Raw genomic sequence first — 14,581 nt, 5'->3', positions numbered from 1 at the left:
ATTTTCCGTCCGGCGGCTAAAGCATTATCCCAACGAAAATCGTGCAAGTTATAACTAGGTTCGGGCATTGCTTCCAGTTCTTTTCCTGGAACTTTAAACACAGCACCCGCTTCAGAACCTGTTGAACTTGCATCAATAATAACTAATTGTTGACTACCTCTTGCCTGAAACATTACTTCCATACCTGCGGTGCCACAGTCATAAACTCGCACATGAGGATGAGGGTTTTCAGCTAGATATTTCTGTAAGCGTTGGGCGATGATTACGCCTACTGCGTCGTCACTGCGATTGAGATTTCCACAACCAATAATAGTTAGCATCAGATCATATTTAGATGTATTACCAGGTTTTGTGCTGGATTAAGCACAGATTTTGAATTAGGCGATCGCTCTTTCAAAATTTCAATTTTTGTGTCATTAAAGATGGTTTTTTTGTGACTATGACTCAGTTTGAAGTTTTGGAGTGCTAGCGTTTTTGGATGTTTGATAACATCTGCAAATTCCTCGCCGAAAACTTTTTCACCGATTTTGCCACCTGGCTGCTAGGAGAACCCATTTCCCTGACTGAGTTAAGTCCTTCTGAACTCTCGTTAGAAGCTATTCGAGCCGATGCACTAATTTTATTAGAATCGGCAGAAGTAGTGCTTCACCTAGAGTTTCAGACTCAACCCGATGCTAATATTCCATTTCGCATGATTGACTATCGCTTGCGAGTGTATCGTCGCTTTCCCCAAAAGCAGATGCGTCAAGTGGTGATCTATCTTAAAGAAACAAGCTCAGAACTTGTGCAACAAAATACTTTTACCATTGCTGGTACTCGCCATGAGTTCATTTTAATGCAATGTCTAGGACGGGCTATGCCTACGCACTATTGGACAGAAAACCTTGGTCAAACTCGAAGCATCAAGCTGTCTTGGTTATGTATATAAATATGTAGAGCGATCGCCCATGTCGAATGTGTTAATTTTTCCTAACTCATGATGCGACTAACTTTTTGCGGCTGGGACGCTTGTACTCTGATTTTTTCTTTAGTCCAACTGCTTGGGCTTGATCGCTATCTAATCCATATTGTCCGCGCACAACTTCTTTCATCCCTAATACCGCATTGTGAAATTCCCATTCTGCTAATCGCGCAGCATCAGCAGCAGCCCGGTATAAAGCTAGTTTTTCGGTTTTGGCTTGTTGAAAACTCAACATAGCTTGATAAGCTTGCTGTAAGTTGGTAGCAGAGGCATCAGCACGGGTTGTTTGATAACTGGCGATCGTTTGTAAGCCGTGCCATGAATTAACATCTTCACTAATTAATTGAGGGCGCAAACGGCGTGTTGTATCTTGGGTAGGCATATCAGCATACTGTTATAAGGTACATATTTAATGTACCCATTGCAACCTTAAAGCTATCAGTAAGGTGAAGTTTTTAGATAAAACAAGGTTAAAGAAAGGGTAAGCTCATTTTTGCAACTTAGAGACAACAAAGGTGCAGGGCGATGCATCAAAGTTGCAAGCCGATACATCAAAGTTGTAAGCCAATGCATCAAAGTTGCGAGTTGATGCACTAAAGTTGCAAGCCGATACATCAAAGGTGCAGGTCGATACGACTTGTATTAAACCGACTCAGCACCGCTAGAGTTTGATTGCCTAAGCTAATCTGATTGCCAGAGAAGGACAACTGATTGAAACTCAAGCCAGACAAGCCGATTTTATCGCCCTGACCTAAAGTAAAATCGGTAATTGTTTCCCGACCTGCGGCTTTCTCCAACACAAAGATGTCGCTACCAGTCCCGCCAGTCAAGTTATCATCACCCTTGTCACCGTCGAGGAAATCGTTACCCGCACCGCCGACAAGTAAATCTTGACCGTTACCTCCAATCAGACTGTCGTTACCGTCACCGCCATAAAGTTTGTCATCACCGTTATCATCTTCAAGACGGTCGTTATCAGCATCACCATAGAGTGTGTCTTGACCATTACCGCCATAAAGTTGATCGTTGCCAGTACCGCCATATTGGCGCATAAACTTTTGTACCTGCGGGTTTTGACCGCAGAGGCGAGGCGATCGCCAAAGTTTTGCTTAAATCATTGGTGTAATGGATTGTACAGCGATCGCCTTGATCAATGCATCGGATGGATGTCCTATTTTTGACTAGGATCAATGTCCTATATAACTATTACTTATGAATAGAGAATGTGTGTGGAGAAAGTAAAAAGTCTCTATTCAGGTGATATTACTTATTTGTTGCTAGATATAAATTTTTCATCAAACAAGTAATGACTCTTGTTCCAACTATTTTAAATATATTTGCTGGTATTTGCCTTTATGTTGGTCTATTACACTTGCTAATTGCCTCTGGGCGATTAAAACCCTCGCTGCACTTATCTTTTGGATTAACCTGCTTGGTAATTTTTAGTTATATCTTGGCTCTTATAGCCAAATATAAAACCATGAATGTAGATGATTATATAAATGCCAGAAAATTGCTATCTGCTTTGGGATATATTGACGGGATTATTACTATCTGGTTTGTGGCTTTATATACTAAACTTAAGCCTGTACGCTTACTTTTGGTACTGAATAGCCTCTACCTCATCTGTCTGTTAATTAACCAAATTTCACCCACTGGGATTCTCTATTCCCATATCAGCAGACTATCAAGTATTACTTTGCCTTGGGGTGAACCGATTACCCAGCCAGAAGGTACACTCAATCCTCTATTAGGGTTTCAATTCTTAGCTTTAATCAGTAATGTAGTTTTCGCTTTTTACGCCTGTTACCGTCAATATCAGCGTGGTGAAAAGAAAGCTGGCCTGACTCTAGGTCTGAGCTTGGCGATTTTTGTCGGAACTGTTCAACACGATCGCCTAGTGGATTTGGGGACGATCAAATCCATATACATTGCTGAATATGGATTTTTGGTCTTTGTGGTAATTATGAGCCTAAACCTGGTCAAAGACTTGATGCAAGCGGTGAAGCTACGCGAACAATTGATGGAAAGCCAACGGCTACGCAAGATTGCTGTGGAGGTGGAGCGAAATCGCCTTGCGCGTGACTTATCACGATTCAGTATCGCAGACATTGTTTACTGTGGCCACAATTGCCGAAGCTTTGCCTAGGTGTGGAAACGCAACCCAGAGGTAGCCCAACAGGGATTAGAGGAACTAGCCCAAATGACACAAGGGGCGTTAGCAGAAATGCGGAATCTATTGATTGAGTTACGTCCTAATGGTTTGGCAGATAAACCATTGGCTGAATTGCTACAGCAGTTAACGAAGGGAATTCAAGGACGGGCAAGTTTACAGGTAATAACGACGATGGAAGGCGATCATCGCTTTTTGTCTAATGAGGTGAAACTTGTCTTCTACCGGATTACTCAAGAGGCACTGAATAATATTATTAAATATGCCCAAGCAACGCTTGTATCAGTCAGCCTCCACGGCGATTCACAAAAGACGATCTTGCGGATTAGCGATAATGGCTGTGGTTTTGACTACAACAAAATACCATCTGGTCATTTGGGGATAGCAATTATGAAAGAACGGGCTGAGTCAATTGGTGCTACTTTCCATTTGTCAAGCTATCCAGGGGAGGGGACTGAGATTGTCCTGAGTTGGTCAATCGCTGTTTTGAAAATAGGGAGTGGGGAGTAGGGAATTGGGTATTGGGTACAAATAAAATTAACTATTAGGATTGTCATTTGTCATTTGTCATTGGTAAGGGTTTTAAGCGTATTTGCTTTTTAACATAGTTATGTTTATTTCCATCAACTTATTTAGAAAAGACAGATTTTGATATCATGTTGTGGGATTTTTCTGTGATTTACTGGCAGTAAATGAAAAATTAAAGATTAAGAATCTCACGGATAAATATAGAAAACAGGGCAATCAATGTAAATGTATAAACAATAGTTTTAATACTCGGATTTATATATGGAAAAAGATAAATCATTGAAACCAATTCGGGTGATTACTGTTGACGATCATGAAATCCTGCGGGGAGGTATTAAATTTGTCTTGCTGGCGTTTGATGACATGGAATTAGTGGGTGAAGCGTGTAATGGAGATGAGGCAGTAGATTTGTGCGAACAGTTGCAGCCAGACGTGGTACTGATGGATTTGATGATGGAGGGGATGAATGGAGCAGAAGCAACAAGAGCTATCCGCAAAAAATACCCAGAAATTCAAGTTTTAATTTTGACGAGTTTTCTAGCGAATGACTTGGTACAGCAAGCAATGCAAGCCGGAGCTATTGGCTACTTGCTCAAGGGTATCTCGATTGATGAGTTGGCGGATGCCATACGAGCCGCTGCGATCGGTCGGTGTATGTTGGCGGCAGAGGTGATTCAGGTGTTGCTGCAACCAAGCAAACCATCATCCCAAGCTGTCTATGAACTGAGTAAGCGACAGCAAGAGGTTTTAGCACTGCTGGCTTTAGGATTAAGTAATGAAGCGATCGCTCAACGGATGAAATTGAGTCCTTCTACCATTAGGCATCATGTCAGTCAGGTATTAAATAAGTTAGGGGTAACGAACCGCACTGAGGCTGCAACTACCGCAGTGAGAGTCGGATGTGTTTAGCATGAGTAAGACACAAAGTTATTTCTATATAATTTATACTACAAAGTTTTAAGATAATTAATTTCAGTTCAGCCAGCAAGCGATACCTACGGTGGGCTACGCCAATGCTACTACTTTTGTCAGGCTAGTAAGGTGTTTAATTTTTGCAGGTCAATGCATCTAAGTTGCAGGTCAATGCAACTCAGTTGCAGGTTAATACATCTAAGTTGCAGGTCAATGCAACTCAGTTGCAGGTTAATACATCTAAGTTGCAGGTCAATGCAACTCAGTTGCAGGTTAATACATCTAAGTTGCAGGTCAATGCAACTCAGTTGCAGGTTAATACATCTAAGTTGCAGGTCAATGCAACTCAGTTGCAGGTTAATACATCTAAGTTGCAGGTCAATGCAACTCAGTTGCAAGTCAATGCATTTAAGTTGCAGCCTGGTAGGGAAGGGAAAAATTCAAAGTTTTATCAATTCACAGCTTTTGCTAATCCTAAGACTCGTTGATACAAAAAGTTGCAGTGTTAGCGATCGCCAGTACTGTAAATACTAGCGATCGTGTTTGTTCTCGTTATGGTCTTATACTACCTGTACCGACCTCCACCTTCTGCGATCCTTCAACAATCTGGTAAAGTTTGTGTTCAAATTTTTGCATACATGCTGACCAATCAAAGTCAAGTATAGAGGGGCGAGCCTGTCTAGTCATATCTGCTTTCAAATCGGGATTTTCCAGAATCGCAATTACCTTTTGGGCGAAGTCTGTAGGGTTGTTAGGTTGAGCAAGAAAGCCGTTATGACCAGGAGATACCTGTTCTGAAGTTGAAGGTGCAACAACAGCAACCAGAGGGGTTCCAGATGCTAACGCCTCGTTATTTGTCGTGCAGAAGTTCTCGGTGACGGAGGGGTTGACAAAAACATCCGCTCTAGCAAACCAACCTAAAAGTTCCGTACCGTGAGACTCGCCCCATACAGTAATACCCGATCCAAACTTTTTAGCCCGCTGACGGATCTCTTCATCTAGCGGCCCACTACCAACAATCACCAGATGCACATCAGGGATTTTGGCAGCTATAACTGGAAATATATCAAGCAGTTGATTGACATTCTTTTCCGGGGTAATTCGTCCGACAAACAAAAGAGTCGGCCGGTTGTCATTAGGAATGGGGTCATAACAAATGTTTCGTGGGTGAAATTTTTCGCAATCGATACCTTGATAAGCGACGTATTCAGCCCGTTGACATTTCAGTTCTTCGTATTTAGTGAGTTGTTCTTTAGAAGAGAAATAATTGAAGTCATAAGACTCACTAAATTGCTTAACTAAAACGGGAACGATCGGACGAACCAAATTGAAGAACCGATCTCCAAAATAATATTTGATATACGCAACAATATCTGTATGGAAGAGTGATATTATTGGCGTGCCTGTTCGTTTTGCGTATTGAGTGCCAATTGGGCGACCATAACCTTGCAAGAAAAATGAGTATAAACCTCTCATTTGCGCTGCTTCTTCAACCACGATAATGTCAGGCTTGAATTTTTCCAACAACTTGGTATCACTCCAATGTCGATGGTTCAACGGTTGAGGAAGAGACTTGTAAAATACCAGTGGTTCTGTGGGGAATGCGTAAGCAGAAAAGTTGGGGAAAGACTGAATTTCCTCTAAACCTTGCATGGGGCGATCGCCGACATTTTTGGGGTAGCGATCGTTGATTTGTGGATGAATTAGAAAAACCTCATGTCCCTGTTCTAGCAACCAACGAACTCGTTGGTGAACTGCAACGGAAACACCAGTCAAGAAAGGAGCGTACAATCCTGTAAAGAGTGCAATGCGAAGTTTTTGTTTAGTCATAAAAAAGGGAATATTTCACAAAATTGCTGGTTTTGAACTGAGGATTTACGCAGCAAATATTTCATAGACATCTTGATTGTTTAGCTCATAAATCCCCACCGATAGAGTTAGACTAAGGATTTATGCATTGTCAAATAGGTGAAATTGTCGATTTTGAAGTGGATGTTTATAACGCTTCTCGTTTGTGTGCAATAGACTCTGATCTCGATTCCATTCCTCTCTTTTTGTATGAGAGAGGCTTTGAGGCTTACTCCCCAACGTTACAAGGATTAGAGTTGGGGGTTAGGTCTGTATTAGACTCAACAGCAAACCGTTATATAAACTGGGATTGAAACTATCAAAACATCCAAAATACTAAGTGAAAATTCCCCTTAATATATTTGTCTAAACCCTTGTCGTTAATGCAAATAGATTTTGGTGATCAACAATTAAAAGCGTGTATTTGGACAAGGGTTATAGCTAATATAGTTCTACTAAATATAAGATAATATAAGTTGAAGACTAGGGAATGTTTAGTGTAATAACTTTCATGCCCTAGTTCATATTTAGTGATTTAATTCAAAGAGAAACCTTGCTATTAATAGGCTGATCCAACCATTGATAAGGGCGATATTCCACTAAGCGGACATTCCAGGGCCCTTGAACCCGATAGCTGACACCGCGCCAGGCGACTGTTGATGTCCACAGGGATGATAGCATCGCTAACCCATAAACCCACTGTGTCAAGGGAATCCCAATCAACATTTTGATGATTGTAGCAGCTGATAATTTTGCGATCGCCTGGTCATTAGAGCGAACCATTCGCTGTATCTCTAATTCCAACACGAGCATTATCAAGAGTAATCCGATAGTATAGACTCCATAGCAGACTAAAAAGAGAACCGCAGCTTCCCATTTTGCCTCTAACAACGACTCTAGAACTAAAATGATCAGTGCAGTAGGAAACAAAATGCTAGAAACAGCTTCACTAACTAGAGCTAACCAACGTGGGTGATAGAGTCGAGAACAAAGGATGAGGCGCTTGAGATATTCTATTAAGTTGAATAAATCAGTCTCTTCACGATTGACTATTAGTAACGAAGGCACAAACTTTACCTGCAACCCCTGTTTTTTCAGGATGTCGTGCATCATAAAATCTTCGCTTAAAGCTTGTCCCCACTTATCTAGCAGTTCTGTTTGGCGAAGTACTTCTGTTTTCACAGCCAAAGTTCCACCCCAAGGAATCTGGAAGATAAACATTTGCACTACTGTGGAAACATTGCCGATGTATCGCACTAAAGATCCCCAATACCGACCTGTAGGTACGTACCAACGATTACCTGTTGTTGCCCCTACATTGGCATCGCCTAAAGGACTGACTAATTCTCGCAGCCAATTTACATGGACAATAGTATCAGCATCTACTAGGGCAACCACCTTGTAAGAATCGTCCAACTCACGGATAGCTTGGACTAGAGAACTGCATTTGAGACTACAATTGTTGCGTACTATTCTCAAAGGGCTGATTTGAACGTTGGTTGCTTCTTGCTCTGTGATGGTTTCACTAGCAATTTTCCAAGCGGGATCTTCGTGACTATCAACGATCAATTTTAAATCATACTGTGGATAGTTTTGATTTAGGAGCGATCGCAAACATCTAGGCAAAAACGGATCAGCTCCGCGTAAGCAAAGAATCACTGCTGTTTTGGGTAACTGGTCATCTGGTAATAAGTTCTTTTTGGATGACCGCAGATACCATATAAAGACAAGCGTAAAACACACCTGAATAACCAGCCAACCCATCAAAGACTTAGACAGAAATATTGCCAAATCTTCCATTAAATTTTTAGTCTCCGACAGGATAAGGGATTGGGCATTGGGCATTGGAAAGAGGACAAGGGGCAGGGAGCGGGGAGCAGAGGGGAAAGAGGTAATTTTTATTCTCCCCCTGCCCCCTACCCCCTGCTCCCCTGCTTCTTCCCCACTCCCCATTCCCTTTACGAATCAAGCGAATATTTCATGATGATGTTGACTGTTGTATTTTTATTTACAACAAAACTAGCGTCACGAAACTTTGGCGCACCTGTTTGTATAGACACAGTTGGATTTTTAGAAATCCCAAAACCTTCTTTGGGAATACCGAAAAAGTCTTTGTTGAGTTTGTGATCGCCATTTTGATCGTCAACTACGGCGACAGCATAAGTTCCAGGCTTCAAACCGGAGAATTCTTTTTTCACAGAATTGCCTGTAATCTTAGCGCAGCCACTTTGAGATCCGCTAGAATCACTCATCGGAAATCCTTTTTCACTTGCGTAAACTCGGAAGCAAATCTCACCTTTTTGGTGATGTATTCCATTCACCACAACACTTAGTGTTGCAGTTGGCTCTGCATTCACTGTTTTCGCAAAGCTGATGCTCACTAAGGTAGCAAGCAAAACATAAGATAGTTGAGATAGTTTCAGCATAATTTTGTAGTCAAAATAAGTGATTTTGGGGCTGATAGAAAGCTACGAATGCCAGCTTTTTTTCCTAAAGCGATTTGTTCTAAGTGTGGCTTGCTGTTTTTTAATTGGTGCTGGTTGCCAACTTTTCCAAAGTACTTGCAGCACTCTTAGCAAATCTTTCAGCAAAAGATGTTCTGTCCCTTTTAACTGCTGTTGTAGACTCCGATGACAACACAGCCGTTCATACAAACTCAGGGGACTACGCCATATAGAGAGTACATACTCCCAGATTATTCTCCAATGTGGCAATAAAATTTGTCCTTTCTTTGCTGAATCAAACCACACTGCATACCCATAAAAATCAGGTAGCATACTCAATGAGGGTTTTTGATTGTTGTTTGTTAACAACAAATAATTGGGAAAAAACATACTCATTGATTGTTGCGGATGACTTCTGGCAAAAAACAGGTATTCAGGGATTTCATAAAACCTACCGAGAATACCAAGTCTTAATAAGAGAATTCCATCTGCATTACCGTAACCACCCATAGGTGGTATCATTCTCAAAGCACTGGCACGAATTACCCCATAACATGGATAACATAAATGCTTGGTCAGCAATTCGTGAAAACGCTCGTGTCTTTTGAGTGCATCTGCCTTGAGTTTGATATCGTAATTTTGGAGAAAATTCCCCTGTTCATCAATGAAATATGTCTGGGAGTGACACAAGATTATACTAGGATCTTGGTCAAGTACCTGAACACACTTCTTGATAAAATCTGGAGAATGTAGATCATCATAGGCTGCCCATTTAAAGTACTCACCCGAAGACAATTTAAAGACGCGATTAAAGTTACCAGCACAACCGATATTCTTGTCATTGCGGTAGTAACAGATACGTTGGTCTTGTTCGGCATAAGCTCGACAGATTTCTTCAGTTTTATCTGTGGATGCATTATCTGAAATAATTAGCTCAAAATCTTCAAAGGTCTGAGCCAAGAGTGAATCTATGGCTTCTTTGATAAATTTTTCACCATTGTATACAGGTAATCCGATGCTCAATCGTGGCTGATGACTACTCATAGAAAACAAGTATTCGGAAAATCTGTGGATTATTTTATGATTAATGGCAGTTAATTGTTAGGCAGATGCAACGTAAGAGTTCAGAATTAAGAAGTCAGAATTTAGTAAGTTGGGTTGAGAACTTAGCTTGCTTCCCGTACCACTTCGTGGAAGCAAGCTATGCCTAGCGTCTCTATTAGGAGAAGGAAAAGGGTAACCCAACATTATGAAGGTTTTGTTGGGTTGAAAGATAGCGAAACTCAACCGACTATTCTAATTCTTATAACTTCCCAATCCCAAACGACTATTTTATCAAGCTTTGAATATCTGTTTTTTGCAGCCATTCATGTGTTTGCTGCATTCCTGATTCTAGGTCAACTCTTGGTTTATAATTTAACAGATTTTGGGCTTTGAGAATCGAACAAGCGTAGGGACGAGTCATAAAATCTATAGACTCTGGCAAGATATCAACTTTTTGCCGAAAAAGTTTTTGTCCTTGAACACGTAGCTTTAGAAACAACTTGATTTCATCTTTTGATAATGAAAGGGGTGCTTGTAAACCTTCCATTGCTGCTAAACGCATAAAATACTCTTTCCACGAAGTTTCTTGTCCGTCAGTGATATTAAAGATTTCACCGGAGGTTTCTTTTTCTATCGCCAGAAAGATGCCATCAATCAAGTTATCTATATATACATGATTGATTACTCCTTTACCATCGTTGGCACAGGCAAATAACTTTTGGCGCATCATCAGAATTGGTCTGACTATCCAGGGAATACTTCCTGGGCCGTAAACATCTCCGGCTCGAATAATGATGATGCCAAAATCTGGGGGATTATTCAGTTCTAAGAGTGCTGTTTCAGCTTCTATTTTCGTTTGACAATAAGGATTATTTTCACCAGAGAGTGGCCCGGATTCTGTAACACCATTAGGATAGTTGAAACCGTAAACCATCACACTAGATAGATGCACAAATGCTTTGACACCAGCCTGTTTAGCAGCTTTAGCTATGTTGACAGTACCGCCAACATTGACATCACGAAAATGCTTAATTGCGCCAGCTTCTTCGGCAATTTGCTCTGTATGTAAAACGATATCTACTCCCTGGCAAGCCTTTTGAGCAATAGTAGAATCAGTAGTACTACCAATAATTACTTCAACACCTAAATTCTGTAATTGTTTGTTCTTTTCTTTTGAACTTTGTAGTCCACGAACCTTCATTCCCTGTGCTATTGCTAATTCGGCTGCACGTAAACCGACAAGTTCATCAATTCCGGTAATTAGGAGGGTTTTGTTTTGGAGGTTCATAAAGTTGGGATTATTGTTAAATAAGTGAATTTGAGTTTTTAGATAAAAGACTTTAAAGCTATACAAAATTGGAATTGTTATAAAGACTTATCATCTAAAATCTAAAAGTGTATAAAGAGGATTTTTTTGTGGATGGGCTTACTAATGCATAGTTATGAGCCTAGTTCAGGGCAAAATAATTTGATTATTTTGCTGCTAATAATCACCTAAAAAATATCTCCCGGATCTGCGGAGCGAAGTTTGTTGATAGCAAGTGCGCCTGATGTTATACACATTAATACTGTTGAAGTTAAGACAAGCAGTGCATTATTAGTGGTCATAATTATTGGTAATTTAGTTGCTTCTGCTGCAAAACTATACAATAATACAGAAGTAATAAATCCGGGAATATAAGCTAAGATTGCCAAAATTAAAGCTTGCTGAAATACCACATTTAACAAATATATATTGGCATATCCGATGGCTTTTAAAGTGGCGTAAGCAACGAATTGCGTAGCAATATTGCTGTAAAGAATTTGATAAACAATCACCACACCAACAACCGCAGCCATTGTCAACATCAAGTTAAGTATAAAACCAATGGGTGTTCTGACTGCCCAATATTTTTTTTCAAAATCAATGAAGCCTTGACGTGTAAAAACTTGGACATCATTAGGCAAACTTGCTTGTAAATTTTTTAGTACTGTTTCTGCATTAGCACCAGGTTTGAGGGAAATCAAACCGATATCTATCATATCTGCCGGACGAGTATTGGGATTTATCCTCAAGAAAGTTGAGTCACTGACAAGTAAATTGCCGTCTACCCCAAAGGAAGGCCCTAAGGTGAATAAGCCACCAATTCTGACTCTATAACCAATTAATGAATTGAAGGGAAATATTTCAATTGTTTGTGCAGTGTCTCCCGCATTAAATTTTTCAGCTATTGGGCCAAACTCTGGGCGAGAACCCCGATCAAAAAGCATGACATCGGGAATTTTTAGTTTATCTAAATTTTTCTCAACTTCTGGGAGGTTCATCACAGGTCTACCTGGATCAAAACCAATAACATATATTGAATATTTTTCACCAGTTGCCGGATTTTTAAGTTTGGCAAATTGCAAATACATGGGGCTAACTGACTCTACGCCATCAAACCCCAGTGATTGGTATAAACGAGTCCGCGAAAAGCTTTGATTTGATGTCAAAGATTTATATTGCGAACTAACTAAAAATAAATCTCCCTTGAGATTCTGATGCACTGCGGTTGCACTGGAATAGAGAGCATCTTGAAAACCAAGTTGCACAAACATGAGCAGCACAATAAAACCAATCCCGGCTACAGCTACTAGTAAACGAACTTTTTGCTGGGCTAGCTGTAGCCATGCTAAAGGAATTTTGAAAATCATGGATTTATTTATTATTTGTCATTTGTTATTTGTCATTTGTCATTTGTGAATGACCTATGCCCTATGACTAAATATGAATGGCGACATCCACTTGTAAGTTAGTTAAACGAGCGACCTTTTCGCTATCTGCGGGATTATCGATGGAGATTTTCACTTCAACTATTCTGCGGTCTGTATCTGAACCAGGATTGAGGCTGAAGATGCTTTGCTTGTCAACTTGCCAACCAATCTCTTTCACAGTTCCTTTTAATGTTCCAATAAATGCAGTACTGGTAATGGTGGCTTTTTGTCCTACACGCACTTTTTGAACATCGGTTTGATACACCTCTGCAATCACATACATTTGAGATGTCTTACCTATTTCAGCAAATCCTCTGTTGGTGCTGATAACTTCTCCGGTTTTGGCGTGAATTTTCAAAATTTTGCCATTTATGGGAGATTTGATATAACTTAAGTCCAAGTCGGCTTTTGCTTGTTGAACAGAAGTTGTTGCACTGTTGACTTCGGTTTGTGCCACCTGAACATCTACACTACGCACTTCACTAATACTAGTGAGTTGGGCTTGTGCTTGCTTGCGTTGTGCTTGGAATGTGTCTTGAGTTCGCTTGAGAGTGGCTTGAGCTTCTGTTAGTTGCTGTTGTGTAGTCTTTAGTTGCAAAGCTTTGGTATCTGCTACAGAAGCTGCGATCGCACCTTGTTTGTATAATTGCTGATAGCGATCGTTTTCGGCTTGAGCGTTGTCTACTTCCGCCTGGATGCGGTCGATTGTCGCCTGTTGTGTGGCAACGTCTCCTTTATATTGTGGCTCTAACCGGGCAATTACAGCCTTTTGAGCATCAACATCTCCCGTTTTACCTCCAGATTTCACCTGCGCTAATTTAGCTTTGGCAACTTGCAGTTGGTCTAAAGCCTGTTGTAATGCAGTTCTAGAACGACCATAATTTTCGAGATAGGCCAATAATTGCCCTGCTTTAACCGCATCTCCTTCTTTCACCAACAGTCTGTCTACTCGCACCCCATTATTAGAAGTAGGAGCAGTCAAAGTGGTAACTTCGCCTTCTGGCTCCAAACGTCCCAAAGCTGTCACAGCAACTTTCGCAGGCGTAGCAGCTTTTGGAGGATTTGCTGGCGCTGTCACAACTTTAGGTTTAGACCAATAGGGTACCAAACTATAGAAAGCGATTAATCCAGCCGCTAAGGTGAGAGAGGCTGCTAAAATTAATTGCGATCGGCCTACGGGTTTTCTGAATAATCGGCTTTCTTTATTTACTGCCATATTTTCATTCCAATTCTGCTTTTTTAGGAGATAGCCTGGTTATATTTAGTCGATTACAATAGACTCATCCGCAAATTACCAAAAGGGCTTTTCCTCTAGGTTTTTTGCTTTAATCAAGTGGATGGATCTAAATTGGTTTTATATGAATTTTGTACGCTTTTACCGCCCAAACTTATTATCGTGGCGTGAAAATGAATGGCGTGTTACTTCAAAGCTTCCTAAGTTATATCCTAATTTGATATCTAATCCAGTAGCGTAAAATACAATAGCGCTAACCAGAAAAATTAACTTTCAAGAACAACGAAGCGCTAATAAAAATGAACTCAAAACTGGGATAAACTTGTTATTAAGTATGGCGGAAAAATTGATTTTTGTCAAATAATTTAATTTGCATAAGTCCTGATTCTATCACTAAAAGATTTCATTCTAGTAAGATTAGAGACTAAAAAATTTACTCATCACTAATCCTTTATCTAGCAATTGAATACCAACAAATAGTTAGTTATTAAGCAGATTTGATATTACTAACAGATTATTATTAGCAAGGTTGTATACTATAAGACATTCTTATAGTATACAACTAGGGGCAATTCATGAATCGCCCCTAGTTAAGGTATTAGTGCTGCAATTGATTGCATAGTGGGTTAGTTGGTAGATATAAAATCTGATCTTTGCTTCGGTTCACTTTTTACTAAAAACCTATTTAACCCATGTTATGTTTA

At 40.2% G+C, this 14,581-nt stretch carries 14 protein-coding genes and 1 pseudogene; 5 read left to right on the top strand and 10 right to left on the bottom strand.

All coding sequences use genetic code 11. The features are described 5' to 3' along the window. Window positions 1-320: hydrogenase maturation protease (locus HWQ44_RS04740; RefSeq protein ID WP_292715536.1), on the bottom strand; the 320-nt coding region annotated here is incomplete at its 3' end. A 158-nt stretch (window positions 321-478) separates the two neighbouring features. Here HWQ44_RS04740 and HWQ44_RS04735 point away from each other — a divergent pair. Continuing rightward, window positions 479-841, top strand: a pseudogene (locus HWQ44_RS04735) (Rpn family recombination-promoting nuclease/putative transposase); the annotation flags it as partial. Window positions 842-974: 133 nt separating this feature from the next. Here the strand turns inward: HWQ44_RS04735 and HWQ44_RS04730 are convergent. After that, a complete protein-coding gene (locus HWQ44_RS04730) occupies window positions 975-1,343 on the bottom strand; it encodes a hypothetical protein (protein ID WP_292715534.1) in 369 nt (122 codons plus the stop codon). A 232-nt stretch (window positions 1,344-1,575) separates the two neighbouring features. Next, window positions 1,576-2,013, bottom strand: coding sequence for a hypothetical protein (locus HWQ44_RS04725; protein WP_292715532.1), 438 nt, complete (start codon window positions 2,011-2,013; stop codon window positions 1,576-1,578). A gap of 254 nt (window positions 2,014-2,267) precedes the next feature. Here HWQ44_RS04725 and HWQ44_RS04720 point away from each other — a divergent pair, with 254 nt between their 5' ends. The 4 genes from HWQ44_RS04720 to HWQ44_RS04705 all read left to right on the top strand — a co-directional run bounded on the left by HWQ44_RS04720 (window position 2,268) and on the right by HWQ44_RS04705 (window position 5,062). After that, window positions 2,268-3,110: a hypothetical protein gene (locus HWQ44_RS04720; RefSeq protein ID WP_292715530.1), complete on the top strand. Its 843-nt coding sequence runs from the start codon at window positions 2,268-2,270 to the stop codon at window positions 3,108-3,110. Continuing rightward, the gene (locus HWQ44_RS04715) at window positions 3,111-3,644 is read left to right on the top strand and encodes an ATP-binding protein (protein WP_292715527.1); all 534 of its coding nucleotides are present in this window, start codon (window positions 3,111-3,113) and stop codon (window positions 3,642-3,644) included. A 279-nt stretch (window positions 3,645-3,923) separates the two neighbouring features. Then, window positions 3,924-4,571, top strand: a complete 648-nt coding sequence (locus HWQ44_RS04710; RefSeq protein ID WP_292715525.1) for a response regulator transcription factor — start codon at window positions 3,924-3,926, stop codon at window positions 4,569-4,571. Between the two features lie 143 nt (window positions 4,572-4,714). Next, complete coding sequence (locus tag HWQ44_RS04705) at window positions 4,715-5,062, top strand: hypothetical protein (protein ID WP_292715523.1); 348 nt, start codon at window positions 4,715-4,717, stop codon at window positions 5,060-5,062. Between the two features lie 64 nt (window positions 5,063-5,126). Here HWQ44_RS04705 and HWQ44_RS04700 read toward each other — a convergent pair whose 3' ends face one another. From HWQ44_RS04700 to HWQ44_RS04670, 7 genes are all read right to left on the bottom strand, one after another. Continuing rightward, entirely contained in the window at window positions 5,127-6,404 is a 1,278-nt protein-coding gene (locus tag HWQ44_RS04700) for a glycosyltransferase (protein ID WP_292715521.1), read from the bottom strand. Window positions 6,405-6,962: 558 nt separating this feature from the next. Continuing rightward, entirely contained in the window at window positions 6,963-8,222 is a 1,260-nt protein-coding gene (locus tag HWQ44_RS04695) for a glycosyltransferase family 2 protein (protein ID WP_292715537.1), read from the bottom strand. Between the two features lie 158 nt (window positions 8,223-8,380). Continuing rightward, the gene (locus HWQ44_RS04690) at window positions 8,381-8,848 is read right to left on the bottom strand and encodes a DUF2141 domain-containing protein (protein WP_292715519.1); all 468 of its coding nucleotides are present in this window, start codon (window positions 8,846-8,848) and stop codon (window positions 8,381-8,383) included. A 42-nt stretch (window positions 8,849-8,890) separates the two neighbouring features. Then, window positions 8,891-9,910 (bottom strand): glycosyltransferase family 2 protein, encoded by a 1,020-nt coding sequence (locus HWQ44_RS04685; RefSeq protein WP_292715516.1) that lies wholly within the window; start codon window positions 9,908-9,910, stop codon window positions 8,891-8,893. A 283-nt stretch (window positions 9,911-10,193) separates the two neighbouring features. Continuing rightward, window positions 10,194-11,198, bottom strand: a complete 1,005-nt coding sequence (locus tag HWQ44_RS04680; protein ID WP_292715514.1) for an NAD(P)-dependent oxidoreductase — start codon at window positions 11,196-11,198, stop codon at window positions 10,194-10,196. A gap of 206 nt (window positions 11,199-11,404) precedes the next feature. After that, complete coding sequence (gene devC / locus HWQ44_RS04675) at window positions 11,405-12,583, bottom strand: ABC transporter permease DevC (protein ID WP_292715513.1); 1,179 nt, start codon at window positions 12,581-12,583, stop codon at window positions 11,405-11,407. 67 nt (window positions 12,584-12,650) lie between these two features. After that, window positions 12,651-13,859 (bottom strand): ABC exporter membrane fusion protein, encoded by a 1,209-nt coding sequence (locus HWQ44_RS04670; protein ID WP_292715511.1) that lies wholly within the window; start codon window positions 13,857-13,859, stop codon window positions 12,651-12,653. Window positions 13,860-14,581: the final 722 nt, after the last annotated feature.

Origin of the sequence: Nostoc sp. JL34 (assembly GCF_017114945.1) — a bacterium.
Classification (GTDB): Bacteria; Cyanobacteriota; Cyanobacteriia; order Cyanobacteriales; family Nostocaceae; genus Nostoc.
Note: the sequence above shows the minus strand (reverse complement) of the source record. Positions and strands in the feature narration are given on the sequence as shown.

Coding starts and splice junctions, on each gene's coding strand:
- HWQ44_RS04730 (WP_292715534.1), bottom strand. CDS start 1,343: ATGCCTACCCAAGATACAACACGCCGTTTGCGCCCTCAATTAATTAGT.
- HWQ44_RS04725 (WP_292715532.1), bottom strand. CDS start 2,013: ATGCGCCAATATGGCGGTACTGGCAACGATCAACTTTATGGCGGTAAT.
- HWQ44_RS04720 (WP_292715530.1), top strand. CDS start 2,268: ATGACTCTTGTTCCAACTATTTTAAATATATTTGCTGGTATTTGCCTT.
- HWQ44_RS04710 (WP_292715525.1), top strand. CDS start 3,924: ATGGAAAAAGATAAATCATTGAAACCAATTCGGGTGATTACTGTTGAC.
- HWQ44_RS04700 (WP_292715521.1), bottom strand. CDS start 6,404: ATGACTAAACAAAAACTTCGCATTGCACTCTTTACAGGATTGTACGCT.
- HWQ44_RS04695 (WP_292715537.1), bottom strand. CDS start 8,222: ATGGAAGATTTGGCAATATTTCTGTCTAAGTCTTTGATGGGTTGGCTG.
- HWQ44_RS04690 (WP_292715519.1), bottom strand. CDS start 8,848: ATGCTGAAACTATCTCAACTATCTTATGTTTTGCTTGCTACCTTAGTG.
- HWQ44_RS04685 (WP_292715516.1), bottom strand. CDS start 9,910: ATGAGTAGTCATCAGCCACGATTGAGCATCGGATTACCTGTATACAAT.
- HWQ44_RS04680 (WP_292715514.1), bottom strand. CDS start 11,198: ATGAACCTCCAAAACAAAACCCTCCTAATTACCGGAATTGATGAACTT.
- devC (WP_292715513.1), bottom strand. CDS start 12,583: ATGATTTTCAAAATTCCTTTAGCATGGCTACAGCTAGCCCAGCAAAAA.
- HWQ44_RS04670 (WP_292715511.1), bottom strand. CDS start 13,859: ATGGCAGTAAATAAAGAAAGCCGATTATTCAGAAAACCCGTAGGCCGA.